The sequence below is a fragment of the Mucilaginibacter oryzae genome (assembly GCF_003148845.1).
Classification (GTDB): Bacteria; Bacteroidota; Bacteroidia; order Sphingobacteriales; family Sphingobacteriaceae; genus Mucilaginibacter; species Mucilaginibacter oryzae.
Genome location: NZ_QGHA01000006.1, coordinates 147476 through 170817, shown reverse-complemented (window position 1 = coordinate 170817; position 23342 = coordinate 147476). Strand labels below are relative to the sequence as shown.

Below are 23342 nucleotides of genomic sequence, written 5' to 3'. Positions count from 1 at the left end.
TCACAATTATTTTGAGTAAGCAATCCGAACAGGTTTTAGAGGAAAAACTAATCGCCCAGTTGCAAAAGTTGGGCTATAAATATGTTACCATTCCAAATGAGAAATCATTAATCATCAACCTCAAAGCGCAGCTCGAAAAGCACAATAATATTACGCTTAGTGACGCTGAATTTGATAAGATATTAAACATTCTTAATAAAGGTTCCGTATTTGAAAAGGCCAGGACACTAAGGGAGCGGCAACATATAATCAGGGATAATGGAGATAACCTTTATTTCGAGTTTCTAAACGTTGAACACTGGTGCCAGAATGAATACCAGGTTATCAATCAAATTGAGCAGGAAGGAAAATACAGTAACCGTTATGATGTAACCATACTCATTAACGGTTTGCCTTTAGTACAGATCGAGCTTAAAAGAGTAGGCTTAGAAATGAAAGAGGCTTTTGACCAGATAAACCGTTATCAAAAACATAGCTTTGGCGCGGGTAAAGGTTTATTCCATTTTGTGCAATTATTTATTATCAGTAACGGAGTTAACACCAAATACTTTAGTAATTTCGGCACTAACCCTCAGGAATATCTCCAAACCTTCCATTGGACAGATGAGAACAATAAGCCATTAAATAATATACTGAACGGATTCACAGACGCTTTTCTTGAACCTTGCCACGTCAGCAAAATGATTTGCAAATACATCGTGCTGAACGAAACTGACAAAAGGCTAATGGTAATGCGCCCGTATCAGTATTACGCCGTTGAAAGTATTATAAAGAAAGTCACCGACAATCAAATATTAAACGGCTACAACATTGAAAAAAATGGTTATATATGGCATACCACGGGTAGTGGTAAGACTTTAACAAGTTTCAAGGCCAGCCAAATTTTATCAAAAATCCCTACGATTAAAAAAGTTGTATTCGTAGTAGACAGGAAAGATCTGGATTATCAGACCAATCAGGAGTACGAGAAGTTTAGTAAAGGTTCAGTAAGCTCCGCCACAAATACTGATGACCTTATACAAAAATTTAACGACCCCAATGTTAGAATTATAGTTACGACTATCCAAAAGCTGAATAATGCAATATCAGGCAGGAATCTTTCTAAAATGAAAGCCATAAAAGACCTGCGGATGGTATTTATTTTTGATGAATGCCATCGTTCACAATTCGGTGATACCCATAGCAATATAGTAGGCTATTTTACCAACATTCAGCTTTTTGGTTTTACCGGTACACCTATATTGGCTGAAAACGCAAACGGTGAGAAAACAACATCGAGCCTGTTCGGCAAATGCCTGCATAAGTATGTAATTACCGATGCTATAAGGGATGAAAATGTGCTGAAATTTTCAGTTGAATATATACAGACATTTAAACAGAAAGAGCATATCATTGACCTGAAGGTAGAAGAAATTGATGAAATAGAAGTGTTTGAATCCCCTAAGCGTAAGGAAGCTATTGTAGATTATATCATTCAGTACCACGACCAAAAAACACAAAGCAGGAACTTTTGTGCTATGATGTGTGTCCAGGATATTGATGCAGTTATCCAATACTATGAGATTTTCAATCGTAAAAAGCTAAAGGGCGAGCACAATCTAAAAATTACAACGATTTTTAGCTACGCCCAAAATGAAGAAGAAATTGAAAGCAATGTATTGAACCAATATAATATTGCTGCCGAACCACAAGCCGAATATGGCTATACACCACATAGGCGTGAACTTCTGGAGCGCTATGTGCGGGATTTTAATAGTATGTTTGGCATGGCTGAAAATGTTCGTGACACAGAGGGATTTTATAATTACTATAATGCTGTTGCAAAGAAGTCTAAAAACAATGAGACCGACATTCTTCTTGTGGCAAACATGTTTTTGACGGGTTTTGACAGCAAGCATCTTAATACATTATACGTCGATAAGAATCTTCAGTATCATGGATTGATACAGGCTTTTAGCCGTACTAATCGAATTTTAAACAAGAATAAAACGCAGGGGAACATAGTTTGCTTCCGTAATCTAAAAGATAAAACAGACGAAGCAATAGCTCTATTTAGTAACAAGGAGGCTATTGACGAAATTATTGTTGAACCGTATGAAACCTACGTTGAAAAATTTAACCAGGCTGTCCAGAAATTAATAGATATTGCACCCCAGATTGACAGTGTTGATGATTTATACAGCGAAGAAGGTAAGTTAAAATTTATATTGGCTTTCAGGGCGATGATTCGTTTACATAAAAAAATGAGCCATTATACAGAATTTACCTGGGATGACCTGGATATAGAGCAACAGGTTTTTGATGGTTATACGAGTAAATATTTAGATTTAAAAGAGACTATAAATGGCGGCCCCGCCATAGAAAAGACCTCCATCTTAAATGATATTGATTTTGAGTTAGAACTGATCAGGAGAGATACAATCAATGTAACCTATATACTCCAATTGCTAATTAAATCAAAACAAAACTCAAAAGATAAAAATATTAAAGAAGAAATATTCAATCTTTTGAATACAGAAGTGTCACTAAGGAGTAAACGCGAATTGATTGAAAAGTTCATTCAGGAGAGTTTACCTGATATCGAAGATTCTGATGCAATTCCCGAAGAATTTGAAAAGTTTTGGAATAAAGAACAAGAAAAAGCTTTGAAAGTATTGATAGATGACGAAAACCTCTCGGAAGAAAAAACTGAAAGACTAATAGAGAATTATTTGTTTGCAGAACGCGAGCCTTTACGGAATGATGTCCTGGATCTTAGGATTGAAGGGCGACCAAGTATCCTGAAATCCAAAGAAGTTGGAGATAGAATATTGACCAAGATTTTAAATTTTGTTGACACCTTCGTTAGTGGGATCGCAGTATAAAATATTTGACATAAACTATATCGTTCTTTAAATTAAGTCGGCTTCCGTGCAGGAAGCTTTTGAAGATATTTCAGGGAGATTTATTAGGCTAATATTTGTGGCAATTTTGTGGCACCGCAAATAAAAACAAGCCAAAATATGGCTTAAAGGCTTAAAAAAGCCTATAGTTAATTTCCCTCCCTCTCCGCTGATTTTCATACTGAAAAACTCTAAAAGCCTGTATTTTGCACGAAATCAGGCTTTTAATTTTTAACCCAGGCACTGTTTTATACGCCAATTCGTAAATTTTTGGTGAGTAATTCGGTGAGTCATTTCGATTTTCGGCCTGACTCGCCAGAAAGGGGTTAATCGCCTGTCTTTAAAGCACATGTGATTGAATGTCTAAAAAGCTATTCTTCTTCCTCTGCAACAATACTCAAAATTCCATCAGCCTGTTTAAAATTGCTTTTTACAAAATGGCACCAATCGCATTCCTTTTTGCCGCAGCCGGTATTAAAGTTATGGGCCATGATCTGGGTGTAGGTATCTTTAATTTGCCCGGTTACTGTTTCTACATCCTCCGGGGTTATCACAAATTTCTCCTTGTAATATTTACCTTCGCCATCGGGCTCCACAAAATCAAATACGGTGCTGATCACCTGCCAGTCGGTTTGCCGGTCGTGGTCAATCAATATCTTATAAAAAACGGCCTGCCGCCAGTAGTCGCCGCCATTTGGGAGATCGACGGTTGGGCGCATCAGTTTTTCTTTGGCGTTTTTAACCTTCCCTGTTTTATAATCAACAACGGTTGCTTGTTTACCGTCGAACTCAATTTTATCCAGGTTGCCTTTAATAGGTACGCCCGCTACCTCAATATTCTTGATGGAGCGTTCCGTAACCGCTATTTTATTCCAATTTGATACGTTTTGTTCGTAATACGGCGGCAGGATCTTTTCGCCATAGGCCGAACGAAGTTTAAACTCATCTTTGGTGAACGAATCGCGGTTGCGGGCCATGTACCATCTAAACTCGCGCATAAAATTTTCGGTAGTTAAAAACTCATTGTCGTTATCTTTTAACTGGCGGTAAGTTTTATTTAAGGCCCAGTGAACCGCCTGCCCAAAAGTAGCCGATGGACTTTTACCTGCCGGCACCCGGATCAGGCATTGAAAATAAAACCGCAATGGGCAATCGAGGTAGCTGCTTAAATGCGTTACCGAAAGCGTATAGTTTTGCAGCAGTTGATTAATGTAGTTTCTATCCAATAACTCAACCTTGGGCTTATCATCTTCATGATACTGCGTCAGTTCAAAATCGATCATGTCGCTTTCGGCAACTTTGGGATATTGAACCTGCAGACTGGTACTGGCCAGAATTTCGCCCACAAACTGGCTTGCTTCCTGGTCTTTTCCCTTTTTATCTTTACCCGCGTAAGATATCGCAAGGTGCTGTTTTGCGCGGGTAACAGCCACATAAAACAGGCGACGGGCCTCCTCTTTTTGGGCAATATCATCAGCTGTTGATTGCGTAAGCGTATCCGGAAAGCCAAAACCACTATTGCGGCCTTTTATATCCCAGGTGCGTTTGTCGCAGCCTATAAAAAATACATGCTCAAACTCCAAACCTTTCGAGCCGTGGGCCGTAAGAAAATTGATCCCATTCTCCGAAAATATGGTTTGGTTAAGCTCCAGCCTGATGCCGTGTTTTTTCATCATCTCGATAGTGGCTATCAGATCGGCAAGGCTGATATCTGGCTTTTTGCGGCTTTCATCTTTTAAAAAATCAAAAAAGCTGGTGAGCATCTGCATGTAGCTGCCTTTATCCTCCTGCTGCATAATGTATTTCAGAATGCCCATTTTAGCAATCACTTTTTCAAACAGCTTTTGCAGCGTTTCGCTTACGGCTATGGTTAGCAGATCATCGATATAGCGCACCAGAAAGCGCATGGCTTCCTGTTGGTCGGGTTTAAACAGGTCTGTCTGTGCGGGCGGCTTCAACTCGCTCACATACCTGCGGATAGATGTTTTAGGCTGATTATAGGCAAGCGTACCAAAGTTTTCTTTAAATACGGCTACGCTGGCCTTGGCAATTTCGATAGGGGGGATGTTGAAAAAATCATAGTGCATGATTTCGAACAATAATTCATCACCGCTATACGGCGAATCGAGCTCCATAGCCAAATAGCGCAAAATATTGATGATCTTTTCGCCGAAGGGATCCATCAGCACATCAATTTTGCGTTTGGTGTTTACCTGGATCTTTTGCACGTTTAAAAATTTGATCATCTCTTCCACCTGGCTGTGGTTGCGGTAAATCACTGCAATTTCGCCCGGGGCTACACCATTTGCCACCAGTTTTTTGATCTGTAAGGATACATCAACCAATTCTTTATCCGGGTTTTCGTACTCCCTGATCACAGGTTCAACCAGCAGATCATTAAACCGCGGATGTGACGACTTTAACGCTTTATCGAGGTTGAGCTGACTGGTTAACCGTTCAAAATTGTTGTCGATCAAGGCCTTGGATATGTCAAGGATATGCTGGTTGGAGCGATAGTTGTGTTTTAATACAACGGTATACAGGCTATCTACGTAATCGTTGGCAAAATCAAGGATGTTTTTCATGTTGGCCCCCTGAAACTTGAAGATCGACTGATCATCATCGCCCACTACAAAAACGTTGGGTGTATCCCAGTAATTCAACAAAAAGCGCAGCAGCTCATTTTGCGATCCGCTGGTATCCTGAAACTCATCCACCAAAATATACTGATACCGTTCCTGGTACCTGCGCAAAATTTCTTCGTTATCGCGAAAGGCGCGCAGCACCCAGATGATCATGTCATCATAATCATACCGGCCGCGGGCTTTCATTTTTTCAGCGTAGTTCTGGTATTCGCCAACCGCCGCCAGCAGCTTTTTCATTACATCATGCGCCGCGTCGATGTCTTTCTGTTTCGGGTCGCCAACTTTAATGCCTGCTTTCGCATTGGCGCGTTTATAAATAAATTCTTCGCGGTTGGGCAAATCTTCCAGGTAATCGTTCACCGCCCGCTCAATCATTTCCGCATCCCAGTTTTCGCGCTTCATGGTGCTGAACAGGCTTTTTAACCGCGGCACATCATAATAAATATCGCCGGTGAAACGCTTTAGCACGTGATCGTTCGGGAACTCATCAACCAGTTCCCTGAAGAGCATGGCCGATTCAAGATCCGAAAGCGGTTCGAGGTTCAGCTTGCCGAAGTATTCGAGGTTCTCCTGGATAATTTCATTACAAAAAGCGTGGAAGGTGTATATGTTAATGCGGTATGCATCGGGGCCTATAAATTCAAACAGGCGTCTACGCATGGCCACCGCGCCGGCATCGGTATAGGTTAGGCACAAAATCTCGTTGGGGGCGGCATCGGTATCAGTCAGGATCTTGCCGATGCGCGCAGCCAGGATCTGGGTTTTACCTGTTCCCGGCCCGGCAACTACCAGCACCGGTCCGTCCATTTTATTAACCGCCGCCAACTGCTCGGGGTTTAATCCGGCTAAGGCTTCCCTGAATTTGTTGTTATATTTATTGAATGTAGGTTGCATCATATTTTAGTAAAGATAAAAAAGGTATCACGGCATTTGCAGGTATCCTGATAAATATGATATTTCCTTAGGTTAACGGCTATGGTGAAAACACCGAACATAGACTCAATTCACAAATTAGATGTAAGCCTTTTTTCAGACGCTCGGATTCCAGCCGGGTGGCAACTACCGCACGGCCTCTGCCCGAACCATATTACGCATGCAGGCCGGAGGCCTTTGGATAGTTGCCACCCGGCTGATAGCCGAGCGACGGTACCGATAATTCAATAAAACACAAAACGCCCCGGAAAATCCCGGGGCGTTTTGTGTTTTATTATATTTGGCTGATTATTCGCTAACCAAATAGTTCCAACCATGGGTATCTGGTGCTAAGCCGTATTTAATGGCATCAAGCGTATCGAATACCTTTTTAGAGAACTCGCGTGTTTGCGGATCGCTCAGGATGTACTCTTCACCTTCGTAGCTGATTGAGGCTACAGGAGCGATAGTAGCGGCAGTACCGGCACCGAAAGCATCGGTTAGTTTGCCGTTTTTAGCGCCTTCAATAATCTCGGCTACCGAAACCTTGCGCTCCTCAACCGGGATGCCCCATTCTTTAGCTAATGCGATAACGGTATCACGGGTTACGCCGTCTAAGATGGTATCTTTTGCTTCGGCAGTGATCAGTTTGCCGTCTAACAGGAACATCGCGTTGGCGGCTCCCATTTCTTCAATAAACTTATGCTCCTTGGCGTCGGTCCAGATCAGCTGGTCGAAACCTTCTTCCGCAGCTTTACGGGCGGGTAGCATCGAGCTTCCGTAGTTGCCGGCAGCTTTGGCGTAGCCCATACCACCTTCGGCAGCGCGGGTATAATGCGTTTCAATTTTAACACGTAATGGTTTTGAAAAATACGGACCAACCGGGCCTACCAAAACCATGTATTTATAAGTTGATGACGGTGTTACGCCCAAATATGGATCGGTAGCGAACATAAACGGACGGATATACAGCGAGTGGTTGGGCTGTGAAGGCACCCAGTCACGGTCGATATCAACTAAAGTAGCTATACTTTGCAGGAAAATTTCTTCAGGCAAAGCAGGCATGCAAAGCCTTTCGGCCGATTTATTAAAACGGATAGCGTTTTTATCCGGGCGGAAAACGGTGATCTTTCCGTCGGCATGTTTATAGGCTTTCAGGCCTTCAAAAAATGCTTGTCCGTAATGAAGTGCAGAGATAGCTGGGCTGAGACCAATTTCGCCGTAAGGAATGACCGAGAGATTTTTCCATTCACCGTCCGCGTAATCGGCCACAAACATGTGGTCAGAAAAAGTTTTTCCAAAAGGTAAGTTGTCGAAATCCGTTTGTTCCAAACGGGAAGCAGTGGTCCTGCTGATCTTGATGTCCAATGTCTCGGTCATGGCGTTAAAAATTAATAAATTATAGAAAATGGCAAGGTAGGCATTTTTATGCCCTATGCCAAAAAAATGTACTCACAATTGGTGATTACCACACATAAAAGCATCATTTTGACAATATTATTGAGGCGTTTATCAGCGGTGGTTTGCAAGTGTTGAGCCGCATTGACAGGCAATCCAAAAAGTGAAATTGCAGCCCCTTGTGCGTTTATAAACTGCTCAGCACGTCATCAACCCAGGCTTTGCCCCAGTTATCCTTTTCCTCATCGGTCCATACCCATGGGTAAAAGATCCTTTTCTGAAAACGGGGCGGTAAATACTTTTGCCAGTTGGTGCCACCGGTGGCCTTGATATCTTCCGGTTCGCGGTTAAGGTAACGCACTGCCGATTTGTAATGCGAAAGCGGCCAGTTCACGTTTACATTGATATCCAGTTGCCTTAGTTCGGTTTTTAGTTCAAAGGTTAACTGACCTTCTGCCTCAAAGCGTTTGGCCAGCGTATTGAAATTACGTGTCGCGGCGGCTTTACCCAGCTCAATAAAAGTTTTTGAATACTTTTTTTCGAACTGTTTCAGTGTCAATGTTTTTTTACCGGTAGATAATTCTGTAGCTCCGAACTTCCAATACAGGTATTCAAACTGCTCTTCAACAGAGGCATTTCTCAATTCGTCGCGTTTATCTTTAGCTACCAGGTTAATGAAATCGGTAGCATAGATCTCGATCATCCGGTACTGACCCGATTGGAAACCGCTGGCAGGAAGTAATGACATCCTGAATTTCAGGAATTGCTCCTTCTCCATCCCGTCAACCATAATCTCAAACGAATGGGTTAATGCGCCGAAATAGCGGTTAATGCGTTTCAGCCGGGCCGTAAAAAACTCGAGGGTAAGATGTTCCGCTTCGGCAATCTGCCTGCACTCGTGCAGGGCCAGTTTAAAATACAACTCCGTGATCTGGTGATAGATGATAAAAATCTCTTCGTCGGGGAACGGTGTTTTAGGGCTTTGCAGGCTAAGCAGGGTATCCAGGTGAATATAATCCCAGTAGGTTAAAAAATCGGCGTAAAGCAGGCCGTCCAGGTATGAATTCATATCCTGGCCCATGGCTTCGTACTTTTCTTGCAGGCGGGTCAGTCGGTCGTCTATTTCGGCGGAAAAATGCATAAACAAAGGTAATAAAATAGTGAGCCGTGAAAACATATCGGTAAATGGTTGTTATATTTATGCAAAATTTTTATACCATGAAAATCAGGAAAATACTCATTTGCATTGATGAGAGCGAGTTTTCACAGCACGCTGCCGAATATGGTTTTGATATAGCGCAAACTTATAACGCCGGGGTTGGGCTTGTACATGTGGTTGAACCGGTAATGCCGGTAACTGATACAACCGATACCCTTACCGGCATGCCCTTCGAAACCTCGGTTGGCTTACAGGAAGCCATAGAACTGGAAAATATAGAAACCGAACGTTCTACCGTTATCCTGGAACGCGCGCGTTTAGCTTTTGGTGAAGGGCTCGAGGTATCAAAATTTACCGAACACGGCTTAACGGCCAATGGTATTATAGAGTGCGCGATAAATTTCAATGCCGATTTGATAGTGATGGGCACACACCAGCGCACCGGCATCGATAAATGGTTTTTAGGCAATGTTGCCGATGATGTGATCAAACACTCGGAGATACCGGTATTGGTAGTTCCATTTAAAAAATAGTGGATACAGGGTTTTGAGATGTTTTGTTAAAGTTTTGTAAAGGCTCAAAACCCGGTGCTCATTTTATTTTTTATGTAGAGACACATAATATCCGTCTCCCGCGTACAAAGTAACTACGGTAAAATCATACAAGAGGCTTGTCCTAAAAATACGCATGTGATGCGTCTCTACATCAAACATTTATTAATACAGCAACCTGAATTTAATGGTATGCTCAATGGCTTTTAGTTCGTTTAATACCTCGGTGTCGTAACCTGTGTTCACATCGGTAATTACATATCCTATCTGCGGGTTGGTCACCAAAAACTCACCAACGATATTGATATTGTGACGTGCGAATACATCGTTGATCTTAGCCAGGATACCCGGCACGTTTTTGTGAATGTGAATTAAACGGTGGGCGTTATTAACGCGCGGCGGCTGCAAATCAGGAAAGTTACAGCTCGTATGCGTTTTTCCCTCGTTCATGAAAGCCATTACCCGTTTGGGGATAAAATCGATATTGTGAGGGTTATGCTTAGGGTCGTCGAAAATGATGATGCCACTATCCGTTGCGGCATCGGCCAGTTTGCGGTTACAGCGGCCAAATACGCCTATGACTTTTAAACGGCCTGCATTTTGCACCTGCTCAACGCTTGGTTGATGGTCTTCATCGCAAAATAATACACCGGCTTCTTCGAGGTAGCTTTCTTCAATAGCCTCGCGGTGCCGGATGTTATACCCCTCTTTCTTTAACAAGCCTACAGCCTCATCGTTAACAGTACCTACCACTAAGCATTTAATCCGGTTTTTGGGATAAGAGATAGCGCGTGGAAGTTTGTTCAGGTATAAAAACTCGTCAAAACTTGGGGTAACGTGATCTGCTTTTTCGGCTACCGATTTACGCTCGATATTCTCGGTAAAAGCGAAGAATTTTTTGATCATGCCCGATTCCTTCAGTTGGAAATCAGAGTAACCATCGCCGATGCCGTAGATATCGCCGGGCAGCTGCAGCTCTTTTAAAAGCTTTACCTTACCGCCTTCCTGGGATAGCGGGTTTTCACGGTCGTAACCTGTAATATTGCCTTCTTCGTCGAACACGAAAGTGTTGGCGTAGATGTTTTCTTTTTTGATATGGTACTCGGTAACTACCGGCGTAATAAATTCTTTAAAGCCGCCCGAAACGATCAAAACCTCGTCCTGGTGGTTTTTAAAGAAGATGGTATTGCGCGAAAAAGAGGTAGAAACCTTCTTTTTAAGATGGCTGATGAGTTGCTTTAAATGATCGCGATTGGCGTTAAGCAGTTTTACACGGCGCTCCAGGCTTTCGGTGAATGATAAGCGGCCTTCCATCGATGCGTTCGTCAAATCCTCAATTTGCTTGTAGATATCCTCGCGGTCTGGGCGGTTTTTGAGGGAGATCCGGGCCAGTTCATCAAGGGCCTCCACCTGTGTAAAGGTGCTGTCGAAATCAATAATAAAGTACTGTTCCATCTTGGGTGCAAAGGTGCAAAAAATTCGCTGAGGAAGTATAGGGAGTTTGTAGATTAAATCTTAATTTACATTTAGCGAGTTATATGATGAATAATCAGATATTAGATCATAATGGTAATGACATTGAAATAGAGGCATTTCATCCCGGCGAGTTTTTGCTGGAAGAAATAGAAGAACGCGGCATCCTTAAAAAGGATGTTGCCAGTGCTTTGCATATCTTACCACATCACTTAAGTGAGATTTTCGCGGGTAAACGAAATATTTCTGCCAAACTTGCCGTAAGGCTTGAAAAATTCTTAGGCATCAGTTCTCGTTACTGGTTAGGCCTGCAAATGGAATGCGATTTATTTATCGCTAAAGCTGAAGAGCTGTCGGCATAAATAAATTATTGTTTTAATGCCGCGCAAATCTCCGTTATGGTCTTGCTTATCGGCTTAAACTCGATGCCGATTGCCTTCTTAATTTTTGAATTATCAAACTTGCGGGTTAACGATGCGGTTTGTGCCGAAACCTTATCAATAGCCGGTACACCACCTGTTATCGCCGCGATAGCCGAAGCTCCGCGCCAGGCCAGTTCCATAACCCATGGTTTGGCAAAAAAAGATGGCCGCTTCACGCCAAAGCCATCCGCAATTTCGGTTACCATACCTCTATAATCACGGTTTTCGGCGCTGATGATGTAACGTTGCGCTGTAATATCGCTGTTCATTAACGCTACCATGCTTTTGGCTACATCCTCCACATCAACAAAGCCAATGCCGCCGGATGTATAAAACTTAAGGCCGTTACGCACGGTTTTAAATAATGCGCCGCTGCCTTCCGCACCCGCGCTTGCACCGATAATTAAGGCGGGGTTTACAATAACGGCGTCTAACCCTTCGGCAATGCCGCGCCAAACTTCCATTTCGCTTTCCAGCTTGGATATGGCGTAGCCGTCATTTTCTGTGGATTGTTCCAGGTGATGATTTTCGGTAATCAGTTCGCCGGGCTTGGCAGAACCAATTGCTGCTATTGAACTGACGTGAACCATCCTGATTCCCCGTTCAACACATAGGTTAACCAAATTAGCCGTACCGGTTACATTGGTATTGATCATTTTCTTTTTATCGGCCTGCTTTAAAGATACCCATGCCGCGCAATGATAAACCTGGGTAACGCCATCCAATGCATCAGCAAGGGCGAAAATATCCATCATATCGGCATCTACCCACTCAATGCTACCGCCAAAAGGAACCAGCAATGCGGGAATAACAGAAGATGCCCTTTTTGTACAACGAACATGGTTGCCGGTAGTTATTAAAAGCTTGGCCAACTCAGCCCCAAGAAAACCGGTAGCGCCCGTAATTAAGATCATGATGCAAATATGCAATTTTTTGTAGCTGAAAGCCGAAGGCTGAATGCTTAAAGCACGGAAGAACAGGCAAAAGCTAAACACTTAAAGCAAAAAAAGATTTAAAAGCTCATACAAACAATAAAAAAGCTTTCTGCCTTTTGCTTCGGCATTCAGCTCAACAAAGCTTTCTGCTTTAAGCCTTCGGCTTTAAGCTTAAATATCTGCATATTTGCACATCAATAAACTATGTCGTTAGCTGATTTTTTTACGCCGATTGATCTTAAAAAGATAGCCCCTAAAAAAGGCTATTATACCAGCCAGCTTGGCGATAAAATTGTGCATTACTCCGTTGATTTTCCCGACCTGGAAGAGAAAACAGATATCGCCATTATCGGTGTAATGGACGACAGGAACGCAATTGGCAACCCCGGATGCTCGCTCGGTCCTGATTACATCCGCGAAAAGCTGTACCTGCTTAATGAAGGCGCTTATAACGTTAAAATAGCTGATCTGGGTAATATCCGCGCAGGCGAGAAAGTTACGGATACCTATTTCGCGGTAAAAACTGTAGTTGCCGAACTGATTAAAAAAGATATCATCCCGGTTATTTTGGGGGGCGGCCAGGATATTACCTACGCTCAATATATGGGCTATGAAGAGCTGGAGCAAAAGGTTGACCTGGTAGTGATCGATTCGCATTTTGACCTTGACGAGGATAACCATGGCGATAGTATAGAAACCACCTCCAACTCCTATCTTAATAAGATCTTCCTGCATGAGCCTAATTACCTGTTTAACTTCAGTAATTTAGGTTATCAAACTTATTTTGCAAGCCAGGACAGCTTAAGGGTAATGGACAAGCTATATTTTGATGTACACCGCCTCGGCGAGCTAAGCGGTAATATCGCTGTTACAGAACCCGCCATCCGCAATGCCAGCATGATCAGCTTTGATATAGGCGCTATACGTGTGGCCGATGCGATGGGTAATGCCAACGCTACCCCTAACGGCTTTTACGGTGAAGAGGCCTGCCAGCTTTGCAGGTATGCCGGTTTTAACGATAAGCTTACCTCGATAGGCTTTTATGAGTTTAACCCGGCTTATGACAGCAACGGGCAAACGGCCTGGCAGCTTGCGCAAATGATCTGGTATTTTATTGATGGCTTTTATAACCGCAAGCGCGATTTTCCGCTTAACCCTAAATCGCAATACCTGATTTATAAAACCAGCCTCACCCACGAAGACCAGGAAGTGGTGTTTGTAAAAAGCAAAAAATCAGATCGCTGGTGGATGCAGGTACCGTACCCTTCGTCGGGTTCGCCTAATGAACGTTTTCACCTCGTGCCCTGCAGCTATGCCGACTATAAAACGGCCACATCCGGCGAATTACCAGACCTTTGGTGGCGTACTTACCAAAAATTAAACTGATTATCAATACTTTTAACCGGCGCGGTGCGTTTAGCAAAGCGTATAGTTTTATTTTAATGAAGAAATTACTTTTTTATCTTTTTTTCCTGCTGCCCCTGGCAACATTTGCGCAAACTACCGATACCTTTATCATCAACGGTAAACTGGGCAATGTTACCACCCCGGCCAAAGCGCACTTGTTTTACCAGCTTGGCGCTAATAAAGTTACCGATTCGGCCGATGTGGTAAATGGTGTTTTTACTTTTAAAGGCGAGATCATTAACCCGGTAAATGCTACTATAGTTATCAACTATAAAGGTTTGCCGCTTGATAAATATCTTGAAACCGCTTACAAATATGCTGATAACGGAGCGCTGATTTCAAAAACCGCTGATGACCTCGATTTCTTCCTTGAAAAGGGTACGATCACTATCACCAGTAAAGATTCGATAGATAACGCGCAGATCACCGGTTCGCAGCTTAACCTTGATAATATCAAATTGCAGGCGCAGCTTAAAGTGATCAATGCAAAGGCCGAAAAGCTGATGGCCGAAGCCAAGGCCGCTACCGCCGAGCAGCAAAAATCGGCCGCTTTCCGTAACGCTATCCAGGCAAAATACAAACTGCTGCAGGCCGAGCAAAAAACAATACTTAAAAGTTTTATTATCGCCAACCCGGGTAGCTACCTGAGCTTGCTGGCGCTTACTTCGGTAAGTGGTCCTGCGCCTGATCCGTCGGAAATTGATCCGCTGTTCAATTCATTATCGCAAAATATTAAAGATACCGAGGCGGGTAAAATGATGAAGGTGCAGTTAGACGCGTTAAGGGTTACGGCCATTGGTGCCGAAGCCCCGGATTTTATCCAGAACGATGTTAACGGCAACCCGGTAAAGCTTTCATCGTTCAGGGGTAAATATGTGCTGATAGATTTTTGGGCATCATGGTGCGGCCCCTGCCGCCAGGAAAACCCTAACGTTGTACGTAATTACGCGCGGTTTAAAAATAAAAACTTCACTATTATCGGCGTATCGCTGGATAGGCCCGACGGTAAAGCCGCATGGTTAGCCGCTATTAAAAACGATGGCCTGACCTGGACACAGGTATCTGATTTGAAATTCTGGAATAACCAGGCCGCTGCCTTATATTCGGTAACATCCATTCCTCAAAACTTCCTGATCGATCCGCAGGGTAAGATCATCGCTAAAAATCTGCGTGGCGATGACCTTGACGCTAAACTTGAACAACTGTTCGGGAAATATAATTGATTGGTGAGTGAGTTGATCAGGTGAGTGGCTCACTTAATGAGAAAAATAAAAAAGGTGTCATTGAACAAAGCAATGACGCCTTTTTCCTTGTAGAGAAGCGTGTGAGGCCTCTCTGCATCAAACATCTTTATAGGCTTCTGAGCAAATTGTAATTTTTTGCAAACAATTAAATTTATTTGCCTGCAAGCCGTTATATTGCAGAATGAACTTGACCTCATTAAAAAAAATCACATTAACCGCTTTGGCAGGGGTACCTGCCATGGCCTTCGCCCAAACCGCGCCTTACACCATACAAGGTAAAATTGGTAACTACAACGCGCCTGCCAAGGTTTACGTCGAATATCGCGATAAAGACAAAAAACTGGTAGTTGATTCGGCTGTACTGCACGAAGGCAATTTTAAATTTACCGGCCAGGTAGGCAACACCCCCATAAATGCCTATATCCTGGTTAATACCAAAGGCAGCGGAATGAATGCCTCTGAAGATTATCACTCCGTGTATCTTGAGCCAGGCACCATCAATGTAAGTACCGACGATAAGGTTGCCGATGCGGTTATTAGCGGCACTAAAACCAATAACGATAACCAAAAACTCCGTTTGGCCAAAAAGCCGGTTAACGACGCGTACGAAGCTTTGGAAGCTAAGCGTAAAACCGCCACCCCCGATCAGTTAAGCGCCTTAAACGCCGAAGAGAAGAAAATTGACGATCTGGACGCGCAGCTCAGTAAAAAATTTATCCAGGAAAACCCCGATTCGTATGTAAGCCTGAACGCGCTTGAATCATATGCTTACAGCGCTGATTATGTGGATATAGCGCCACTGTACAACGGCCTGTCGGCGGCTATCAAAGCAACTGAGGCCGGTAAAAAATTTGGCGAGCGCTTACCCAAATTAAAGGCAGTAGCCTTAGGCGCAACGGCTCCTGAATTTGCCGAGGCTGATACCGCCGGTAAAATGGTGAGCCTGTCGTCATTCCGCGGTAAATATGTGCTGATCGATTTCTGGGCATCATGGTGCGGCCCCTGCCGTGGAGAAAACCCTAACGTGGTGAAAGCCTACAAAGCTTATAAAGATAAAAATTTTACTATCCTTGGCGTATCGTTGGATAGGCAGAACGCCAAAGATAAATGGTTAGCCGCTATCCACCAGGATGGCCTGACCTGGAACCATGTATCCGACCTTAAATTCTGGGACAGCAAGGTGGCTGCACTATATGCGGTCCGTGCTATTCCCCAAAACTTTCTGGTAGATCCTAAAGGGAAGATCATCGGCAAAAACCTTCGTGGCGAGGATTTGCAGAATAAACTGGCAGAAATATTCGGTAAGATATAATATCCCGGGTTAATCAAGTCATTTAATCATTGACCCGAAAAGCCTTAGCAGTTTGTTAAGGCTTTTTGTTTGGTTTTAAGCGCCTGAAATAAGCCGCCCGGAAAGCTGCTTTTTTTGTTGGATTTACAAGGATATAACCTAACACTCAGGCAGGCTGATGGGGATATTGATAGCCAGCCCCCCATCGCTGGTTTCTTTATATTTCGAGTTCATATCCAGCGCGGTATGCCACATGGTTTTCACCACGGCATCTAAACTTACTTTGGCTTTTTCGGGGTTGCTTTGCAGCGCCAGTTGCGAAGCTGTGATAGCTTTGATGGCACCCATGGTGTTGCGTTCGATGCAGGGTACCTGTACCAGGCCGCCAATCGGGTCGCAGGTGAGGCCGAGGTGATGCTCCATGGCAATTTCGGCGGCCATGAGCACCTGGCGTTGGGTGCCCCCCATGCATTCGGTTAATGCCGCCGCCGCCATGGCCGACGATACGCCGATTTCGGCCTGGCAGCCGCCCATGGCCGCCGATATGGTTGCCCCCTTTTTAAAGATGCTGCCAATCTCGCTGGCGGTGAATAAAAAGTTAATTATTTTTTGTTCGGTATCGCCCCCGCAAAAGGCTATATAATATTGCAGTACAGCCGGGATCACACCGGCGGCACCATTGGTTGGGGCGGTAACCACACGGCCAAACGATGCATTCTCTTCATTTACGGCCAGCGCGAAACAGCTTACCCAATCCAAAGTGTTTTTAAAACTATCGCCGGTAGCGCGGATAGCCACCACCCACTCGTCATAATTACTGTATTGATGGTTGCCGATAAGCCGGGCATTCAACTTAGCCGCGCGTCTGGCCACATTTAAGCCGCCGGGAAGCTGGCCGGTAGTATGGCAACCGCGGTAAATACACTCTTTCAGCACCTTGAAAATATTGAGTATGCCTGTACGGGTTTCCTGCTCGCTGCGCCAGGCCAGTTCGTTCTCGGCCACAACTTCAGATATTCGTAGGCCGGTTTTGATACACCAGTGCAGCAGTTCAGACGCGGTATCAATCGGGAAGGGCAGGTCAACCTCGGCCTTGGTTTGGCCCGAAGCGCCTTCCTTTACCACAAAACCGCCGCCAATTGAATAATAGGTTTCGGATACAGCCCTGCCGTTATTCAGAAATGCCTGGAAGGTTACCGCGTTAGGATGATAGGGGAGGCTTTCGTTAAAAAGGAACAACAGATCATCATCGGCGTAAAAACTTACCGGCAGCATACCGCCCAGTATTAATTGATGGGATGTTTTGATATGCGCTATTTTAGGTGTTACCTGGTCAACCTCAAAAGTAACCGGGTCATCACCGCTCAGGCCTAACAATATAGCTATATCTGTACCATGCCCAACGCCCGTTTTAGCCAGCGAGCCGTACAGCAATATTTTAACCTGCTGCACCAGCGGCAAAGCGCCCTGCTCATCAAGCGATTGAACAAACTGTTGCGCGGCACGCCAGGGACCAAGCGTATGCGAACTTGACGGGCCTATGCCTATCTTAAACATATCAAAAACCGAAATCTGTTCTCTTTGCTGCATCGGGGTTAAAATTAACTATAATTTACAATTGCCTGCTGTATAATAAATACGTTGTGAATTAAAGTTTTGATTGAAATATTTTCTAATTTGCGATGAACTTATTTACACGTAAACTCAAACCTTAAAAAAAACAAACCATGAACTATTACATTGAAGTACTAAAAAATTATGCACTGTTTAGTGGCCGCGCAAGGCGTAGCGAGTATTGGTATTTCGCATTGTTTAACGTCATCTTTTCAATGATATTAAGCTTTGTTGGCGTATTTTTGAAATTTCCGTTATTGAGCAACATTTACTCTTTGGCCATATTGATACCAAGTATTGCGGTTGGTGTGAGAAGAATGCATGATGTTGGCAAAAGCGGTTGGTTCATTCTTATCCCTATTTACAACTTGATTTTGGCTTGTACAGATGGCACTCCCGGTGAAAATCAATATGGTCCGGATCCTAAAAACAGGACTGGTTTTGGCGCCGGTGATTACGAACGACCTGTTAATTATAATTCTCCTCAATAAGTTGACCGCTATTAATGCATTTTGCAGCTATTTGAACATCGTCAGATGGCTGCAAAATCATTTAATTACTTGTCCTTTTAAAAAATTAACCGGGATTGACTGCCCGGGTTGCGGTATGCAAAGAGCCGTTATTGCGTTGTTAAAAGGGGAAATATATAACAGTTTTAAATATTATCCGGCCTGTATAGCCGTATTGGTAACCGCTCTTTTTGTGATCCTCTCTAAAAGGTATCGTTTTAATAAAACACAGATACTTAAGAAAGCATTTTATAGCATAACATTGAGCATTATTATAGTTTCATACGTTATTAAACTGTATAAGCTGTTCAATTATTAAATGCTGTTAAGGGAGGTTATGTAGCTGTAATCTTTAACTATTACTTGTAAAAATTCAAAGTCGTTCATGTTGGCTGGGATACTCACTCCTAGGTGGTCTTTGGTTTTCATAGCCATTTCATAAACCAGCAAATTATTGCCTGTCATGCTGAAATTGTGCAGCACTTCATATATTAAGGTTACATCATCATCATGAAGCATGCTTACTTCAGAAAAAACAGGTTCATAACTTTCATCCACCGGCGCGAAAAATAAATCTTTCAATTGTGCTTTGGGCTGAGTTTTGACTACGGTTGTTCCGGCAACCATATCGCCAATACGTTGTTTTTTTTCTGATACGGCAACGGCTATCACTGCCCCAATGCCAAGCGTTATGATAAAATCGACCAATCTGAATACCCATCTTAAAAGAAACTGGCTTGCGGTAGGTCTTGCACCGCTGAGATCTATTACCCGAACTCTTAATGCGCGTTTACCAACGCTTTGTCCGTTAAAATACATTTCGGCAATGAGATCATAAAAAACGCTTATAAGTGTGTATACTACGATGGCCACAATCATCGCTACGGGAAGATCTTCCCGCTCCAGAACGGTAGAATAAATTAAAGTAACAGGTATAAAAACAACGTAGGCAACGCCAACTAAAAGCACCATATCAACCAGTCGGGCTAAAATACGATCTCCAAGGTTAGCTACTTCGTAATCAATTTCAATGTTTTGTGAGGTTCGGATTTTTATAGTTTGCATGCAATAAATATAAATAACAATTCAATTCTTTTATGTGTACATCAAATATTGTTGCTATTTTAACAGAAAATTACTGAGCCTTTCACATGCGCGAGCCATTATTTATAAAACAGAACGCCGATAAATGGAAGAGTTATGAAACCGAGCCTGCTAAAGACCCGGATGATATTGCAGAGCGTTTTATAACCATTACCGACGACCTGGCTTATTCAAAAACATTTTATCCAAAATCAAAAACTACACTGTATTTGAATGGTCTTGCCGCTGGCTTTCATCAATCTATTTATAAAAACAAGAAAGAAAAGACCAATAGGTTTGTGTTTTTTTGGAAAACTGAACTCCCTTTGCTGTTTAACCAATACCGGATGCAAATACTGTATTCGTTTGCTTTTTTTATTACATTTTTTCTCATCGGTATCTTGTCGGCTAAGTATGATCGTACATTTATCAGGCTGGTACTTTCTGACGATTATGTGAACATGACTAACGAAAACATTAGCAAGGGCGATCCGTTTGGTGTTTACAAAAGCCAGAACGAATTTATCATGTTTTGGATGATAGCGAAAAACAACCTTACAGTAACGGCCATTACTTTTGTGTTGGGGATTACCTTATCTGCAGGTACATTGCTGAATTTATTTAGGAACGGCCTTATGGTTGGCTGTTTTCAATACCTTTTTATTGCCAAAGGTTTGGGCATGCAATCGGTTTTGGTGATCTGGATCCATGGCACACTCGAGATCTCGACCATTATACTGGCAGGTGCCGCCGGGTTGATATTGGGTAACAGCATGTTGTTTCCCAAAACCTATAGCAGGGCGGTATCATTAAAAAGAGGAGCCCGTGACGGGCTTAAAATAATGCTTGGCATCTCGCCCATTGTGGTTACCGCGGCCGTTTTTGAGAGTTTTATAACCCGCCATACCGAAATGTCGTTATGGCTTAGCTGCTCCATTTTAGCAGGATCGTTTTTGTTTATAATCTGGTATGTTGTGGTCTATCCTACATACTTATCACATCGTTTAAAAATTGTTGAAACCAGCAATGAAGGAGAATATTGAACTGAACAAGGCTCGTGATTTTGGCGATATTATCGGTGATACGTTTGTTATTATCCGGCAAAATTTCAAACCTCTTTTTAAGGCATACATTGTAATATGCGGGTTATTTGCCCTAACCGCTACACTGATAACGGTGCTGGCCGGCTGGCGGGGCGCAGAAGAGGGTGGCTTTTCATTTTTTTCTTTTTGGGGAGTTTTAAAATTTCTTTTTGAACAGGTTAATTACGCCGCCCTTACCTTAACAGTTATCAGTTATTTGGCTGTTTACCAGCAAAATGGTAATCAGCCGGTTACAGTAGTTGAAGTTTGGGAATATTTTAAGTATTACTTTTTTAGGGTTTTAGGAACGCAGATATTGTTGAGTATAGCATTGATCATATCATTTTTTTTCTGCTTTTTCCCCTTTGTATATCTCGCTCCGATATTTGGCCTTGTTGTACCTATAATGGTGATAGAAAATGGCAACGCAGAATATGCCACAAGGAAAGCGTTCAAAATTATTAAAGATAACTGGTGGTTTGTATTTGGTGTACTACTGCTTATGAGTGTTTTGGTTGTTATTATTGCAATGGTATTGTTTATACCGGCAATTATATTTTACGATGGCAGTCAATGGCTAACCGGCACCTATTACAACACTACATTTTCATGGATAGAATCTGTTATTGAACATATTTGTCAATTTTTGTGGTTATTACCCGTTATTGCAATAACACTGGTTTATTTCAGCTTAATCGAGTACAAAGAATCAAATAGCCTGATAAGCAGGATCAGAACTTTTGGTAAGCATAATTCACCTGCAGATCAGTTTCCTACCGAGCAATACTAACAATCGGCAATGCTTAAATCATTAAATATTTCGCATAAGGGAAGCACTCCGGCTGTTAAGGAGGTTGCGGCAGCTGTTAAAAAACTACCTGCAATTATAAAAGCAGATACGGCCAACGTATCAATAAGGCATTTTAACGATGCTGCGATTGATAAGTATAGAAGCGATAAAGATTTTAACTATCATATAACTAAAGCTGGTGTAAGTTGGTGGGACCGCTTTTGGGCATGGATATGGCATTTATGGCAATCCTTTTGGAGTATGGTTGCTGAAGTATTTCAAAAATTGTTTGGCAGCGTTCGCGGGGGCCAAAATGCGGTGTTTGTTTTTAAGTATGTTATTCTGGGGCTGGCTGTAGTAGCTGTAATTTACTGTGTTTTTAAATTATTAGGAATAGGCTTTCCTCATTTGTTAAAAAAGCAACCTAAAAGTACACCCGTGCCTTACGCAGAATCGGCTGAAAATATTCATGAAATAAGTTTTGATGCGGCGATAGATGAAGCTTTAGCTAACAAAAATTACCGCCTCGCAGTGCGTTTACTCTATCTGCGAAGCCTTAAACAGCTAAGTGATCGGGGCCTGATAAACTGGAAAATTGGAAAAACCAATACAGCCTATATTAATGAACTGAATAACACTACGCAGCGTGAGCAGTTTACAATGGTTACCCGGCAGTTTGAATATGTTTGGTATGGCGATTTTCCGATAGATGGGCAATCGTACCAACGGATAAATAACATTTTTCAGGAATTTAAACAAAGCCTGTCATGAAGAGTTTAAGGATTTACCTTATAGCATTGGGCAGCTTAATGATTATTTATCTTATTGCCCAATATAACAGGCCCAAAGGCATCGATTGGAAAGAGTCGTTGGATATAAACGATAAAATCCCTTTTGGTACTTACATTTTATACAACCGTATTAATGATTTATTTCCGGGGAGTAGTGTTCAAACCTACCGCGAGCCGCTTTACAATGTGATCAATGATCATGGTATAAAGCATGGCGCTTATCTTATAATCTGCAACTCTATAAACCTTAATGAGTACGATTATGCCAAACTACGGAAGTTTGTTAATGAAGGTAATGATGTGTTTATTGCGGCATCGTACTTTGGCGAAGAATTGGGAAAAAATTTTAAACTACAAACGCAGTCGGTATTTATTAATCAGGCCGCGATAGGTATCCGCTTTTCAAATCCTAAAATCGATACCACCCGGCTTTACACATCAGATAAGGGGACAAACACCGGTTATTTCAGTAAAATTGATACTGGCAAAGCGCTTGTGCTGGGAAAAAATACCGAACATAAGGCTAATTTTATAGAGTACAACATTGGGAAAGGGCACCTTTATTTAAATGCCAACCCGCTTATGTTTACCAATTACAGTTTGCTAACCAGTGGCGGTATGGACTATGCGGCCAAAGCACTATCATATGTTAAAAATGGTAAAACTTTAATATGGGACCAGTACTATACCCTTGGCCGGTCGGAAGATGAAACAACCATGCGCGTGTTTTTACGTAATCCGGCCTTACGTTGGGCCTTTTACCTGGCGTTTTTCAGCATGGCGTTTTTTGTTTTGTATGAGATAAAACGCCGTCAAAGGATAATTCCGGTTGTTGAACCTTTAAAAAACTCTACTGTAGATTTTGTGACCGTTGTAGGCCAGGTATATTATGAAAAGCGGGATAATACCGATATAGCCCATAAAAAGGCTATTTACCTGTTAAGCTACATGAGAGATAGGTATGCCTTGAAAACCAATGCACTTGATGGGGAGTTTACCGAAACGCTTGTCAAAAAAAGCGGTATCTCTTTAACGCTTGCACAAAATTTAACTACAGCCTTGAGCTTTGCCACCACTCATGAGCAAATTACCGATCATGAGCTTATTAAACTGAACCAACTTATTGAGCAATTTTATATACAATCCAGGTAAAA

General features: G+C 42.6%; 19 protein-coding genes. 12 read left to right on the top strand and 7 right to left on the bottom strand.

The window, feature by feature from the left end; genetic code table 11:
• Window positions 1-11: 11 nt before the first annotated feature.
• The gene (locus LX99_RS16970; protein WP_109608954.1) at window positions 12-2864 is read left to right on the top strand and encodes a type I restriction endonuclease subunit R; all 2853 of its coding nucleotides are present in this window, start codon (window positions 12-14) and stop codon (window positions 2862-2864) included.
• Between the two features lie 389 nt (window positions 2865-3253).
• Here the strand turns inward: LX99_RS16970 and LX99_RS16965 are convergent, their stop codons facing one another.
• The 3 genes from LX99_RS16965 to LX99_RS16955 form a co-directional block, all read right to left on the bottom strand.
• Complete coding sequence (locus LX99_RS16965; protein WP_245927952.1) at window positions 3254-6424, bottom strand: ATP-dependent helicase; 3171 nt, start codon at window positions 6422-6424, stop codon at window positions 3254-3256.
• A 324-nt stretch (window positions 6425-6748) separates the two neighbouring features.
• Complete coding sequence (locus LX99_RS16960) at window positions 6749-7819, bottom strand: branched-chain amino acid aminotransferase (RefSeq protein WP_109608953.1); 1071 nt, start codon at window positions 7817-7819, stop codon at window positions 6749-6751.
• 205 nt (window positions 7820-8024) lie between these two features.
• Window positions 8025-8978, bottom strand: a complete 954-nt coding sequence (locus LX99_RS16955; RefSeq protein ID WP_109609051.1) for a tryptophan 2,3-dioxygenase family protein — start codon at window positions 8976-8978, stop codon at window positions 8025-8027.
• A 77-nt stretch (window positions 8979-9055) separates the two neighbouring features.
• On the opposite strand from LX99_RS16955, the gene LX99_RS16950 reads away from it, so the two are divergent.
• Window positions 9056-9529: a universal stress protein gene (locus tag LX99_RS16950; RefSeq protein ID WP_170122729.1), complete on the top strand. Its 474-nt coding sequence runs from the start codon at window positions 9056-9058 to the stop codon at window positions 9527-9529.
• 183 nt (window positions 9530-9712) lie between these two features.
• Here LX99_RS16950 and LX99_RS16945 read toward each other — a convergent pair whose 3' ends face one another.
• Entirely contained in the window at window positions 9713-11002 is a 1290-nt protein-coding gene (locus LX99_RS16945) for an HAD-IB family phosphatase (RefSeq protein WP_109608951.1), read from the bottom strand.
• An 83-nt stretch (window positions 11003-11085) separates the two neighbouring features.
• On the opposite strand from LX99_RS16945, the gene LX99_RS16940 reads away from it, so the two are divergent.
• Window positions 11086-11382, top strand: coding sequence for a HigA family addiction module antitoxin (locus LX99_RS16940; RefSeq protein ID WP_109608950.1), 297 nt, complete (start codon window positions 11086-11088; stop codon window positions 11380-11382).
• Window positions 11383-11387: 5 nt separating this feature from the next.
• Here the strand turns inward: LX99_RS16940 and LX99_RS16935 are convergent, their stop codons facing one another.
• The gene (locus LX99_RS16935; protein WP_109609050.1) at window positions 11388-12356 is read right to left on the bottom strand and encodes an NAD-dependent epimerase/dehydratase family protein; all 969 of its coding nucleotides are present in this window, start codon (window positions 12354-12356) and stop codon (window positions 11388-11390) included.
• A gap of 225 nt (window positions 12357-12581) precedes the next feature.
• On the opposite strand from LX99_RS16935, the gene LX99_RS16930 reads away from it, so the two are divergent.
• The 3 genes from LX99_RS16930 to LX99_RS16920 all read left to right on the top strand — a co-directional run bounded on the left by LX99_RS16930 (window position 12582) and on the right by LX99_RS16920 (window position 16340).
• Window positions 12582-13763, top strand: coding sequence for a formimidoylglutamase (locus LX99_RS16930; protein WP_109608949.1), 1182 nt, complete (start codon window positions 12582-12584; stop codon window positions 13761-13763).
• A gap of 56 nt (window positions 13764-13819) precedes the next feature.
• Window positions 13820-15007 (top strand): TlpA disulfide reductase family protein, encoded by a 1188-nt coding sequence (locus tag LX99_RS16925; RefSeq protein ID WP_146203149.1) that lies wholly within the window; start codon window positions 13820-13822, stop codon window positions 15005-15007.
• Window positions 15008-15209: 202 nt separating this feature from the next.
• The gene (locus LX99_RS16920; RefSeq protein WP_109608947.1) at window positions 15210-16340 is read left to right on the top strand and encodes a TlpA disulfide reductase family protein; all 1131 of its coding nucleotides are present in this window, start codon (window positions 15210-15212) and stop codon (window positions 16338-16340) included.
• 138 nt (window positions 16341-16478) lie between these two features.
• Here the strand turns inward: LX99_RS16920 and LX99_RS16915 are convergent, their stop codons facing one another.
• A complete protein-coding gene (locus LX99_RS16915; RefSeq protein WP_109608946.1) occupies window positions 16479-17909 on the bottom strand; it encodes an L-serine ammonia-lyase in 1431 nt (476 codons plus the stop codon).
• Window positions 17910-18046: 137 nt separating this feature from the next.
• On the opposite strand from LX99_RS16915, the gene LX99_RS16910 reads away from it, so the two are divergent.
• A complete protein-coding gene (locus tag LX99_RS16910; protein ID WP_109608945.1) occupies window positions 18047-18424 on the top strand; it encodes a DUF805 domain-containing protein in 378 nt (125 codons plus the stop codon).
• Window positions 18321-18761: a DUF2752 domain-containing protein gene (locus LX99_RS26280; RefSeq protein WP_342769431.1), complete on the top strand. Its 441-nt coding sequence runs from the start codon at window positions 18321-18323 to the stop codon at window positions 18759-18761. The genes LX99_RS16910 and LX99_RS26280 overlap by 104 nt, the downstream gene beginning before the upstream one ends.
• On the opposite strand, the gene LX99_RS16900 is transcribed toward LX99_RS26280, so the two are convergent.
• Window positions 18758-19507: an RDD family protein gene (locus LX99_RS16900; RefSeq protein ID WP_109608943.1), complete on the bottom strand. Its 750-nt coding sequence runs from the start codon at window positions 19505-19507 to the stop codon at window positions 18758-18760. The genes LX99_RS26280 and LX99_RS16900 overlap by 4 nt on opposite strands.
• Before the next feature lie 86 nt (window positions 19508-19593).
• Here LX99_RS16900 and LX99_RS16895 point away from each other — a divergent pair, with 86 nt between their 5' ends.
• The 4 genes from LX99_RS16895 to LX99_RS16880 are packed head-to-tail and all read left to right on the top strand — an operon-like array spanning window position 19594 to window position 23340.
• Window positions 19594-20568 carry a stage II sporulation protein M gene (locus tag LX99_RS16895; protein ID WP_109608942.1) on the top strand — a complete coding sequence of 325 codons (975 nt, stop codon included), beginning with the start codon at window positions 19594-19596 and terminating at the stop codon, window positions 20566-20568.
• On the top strand, window positions 20552-21397 hold the full coding sequence (locus tag LX99_RS16890; RefSeq protein WP_109608941.1) for a hypothetical protein: 846 nt from the start codon (window positions 20552-20554) through the stop codon (window positions 21395-21397). The genes LX99_RS16895 and LX99_RS16890 overlap by 17 nt, the downstream gene beginning before the upstream one ends.
• A gap of 9 nt (window positions 21398-21406) precedes the next feature.
• Window positions 21407-22168, top strand: coding sequence for a DUF4129 domain-containing protein (locus tag LX99_RS16885; protein ID WP_109608940.1), 762 nt, complete (start codon window positions 21407-21409; stop codon window positions 22166-22168).
• A complete protein-coding gene (locus tag LX99_RS16880) occupies window positions 22165-23340 on the top strand; it encodes a DUF4350 domain-containing protein (RefSeq protein WP_109608939.1) in 1176 nt (391 codons plus the stop codon). Before LX99_RS16885 ends, LX99_RS16880 begins: the two co-directional genes overlap by 4 nt.
• Window positions 23341-23342: the final 2 nt, after the last annotated feature.

Coding starts and splice junctions, on each gene's coding strand:
- LX99_RS16965 (WP_245927952.1), bottom strand. CDS start 6,424: ATGATGCAACCTACATTCAATAAATATAACAACAAATTCAGGGAAGCC.
- LX99_RS16960 (WP_109608953.1), bottom strand. CDS start 7,819: ATGACCGAGACATTGGACATCAAGATCAGCAGGACCACTGCTTCCCGT.
- LX99_RS16955 (WP_109609051.1), bottom strand. CDS start 8,978: ATGCATTTTTCCGCCGAAATAGACGACCGACTGACCCGCCTGCAAGAA.
- LX99_RS16950 (WP_170122729.1), top strand. CDS start 9,056: ATGAAAATCAGGAAAATACTCATTTGCATTGATGAGAGCGAGTTTTCA.
- LX99_RS16945 (WP_109608951.1), bottom strand. CDS start 11,002: ATGGAACAGTACTTTATTATTGATTTCGACAGCACCTTTACACAGGTG.
- LX99_RS16940 (WP_109608950.1), top strand. CDS start 11,086: ATGATGAATAATCAGATATTAGATCATAATGGTAATGACATTGAAATA.
- LX99_RS16935 (WP_109609050.1), bottom strand. CDS start 12,356: ATGATCTTAATTACGGGCGCTACCGGTTTTCTTGGGGCTGAGTTGGCC.
- LX99_RS16930 (WP_109608949.1), top strand. CDS start 12,582: ATGTCGTTAGCTGATTTTTTTACGCCGATTGATCTTAAAAAGATAGCC.
- LX99_RS16925 (WP_146203149.1), top strand. CDS start 13,820: ATGAAGAAATTACTTTTTTATCTTTTTTTCCTGCTGCCCCTGGCAACA.
- LX99_RS16920 (WP_109608947.1), top strand. CDS start 15,210: ATGAACTTGACCTCATTAAAAAAAATCACATTAACCGCTTTGGCAGGG.
- LX99_RS16915 (WP_109608946.1), bottom strand. CDS start 17,909: ATGCAGCAAAGAGAACAGATTTCGGTTTTTGATATGTTTAAGATAGGC.
- LX99_RS16910 (WP_109608945.1), top strand. CDS start 18,047: ATGAACTATTACATTGAAGTACTAAAAAATTATGCACTGTTTAGTGGC.
- LX99_RS26280 (WP_342769431.1), top strand. CDS start 18,321: ATGGCACTCCCGGTGAAAATCAATATGGTCCGGATCCTAAAAACAGGA.
- LX99_RS16900 (WP_109608943.1), bottom strand. CDS start 19,507: ATGCAAACTATAAAAATCCGAACCTCACAAAACATTGAAATTGATTAC.
- LX99_RS16895 (WP_109608942.1), top strand. CDS start 19,594: ATGCGCGAGCCATTATTTATAAAACAGAACGCCGATAAATGGAAGAGT.
- LX99_RS16890 (WP_109608941.1), top strand. CDS start 20,552: ATGAAGGAGAATATTGAACTGAACAAGGCTCGTGATTTTGGCGATATT.
- LX99_RS16885 (WP_109608940.1), top strand. CDS start 21,407: ATGCTTAAATCATTAAATATTTCGCATAAGGGAAGCACTCCGGCTGTT.
- LX99_RS16880 (WP_109608939.1), top strand. CDS start 22,165: ATGAAGAGTTTAAGGATTTACCTTATAGCATTGGGCAGCTTAATGATT.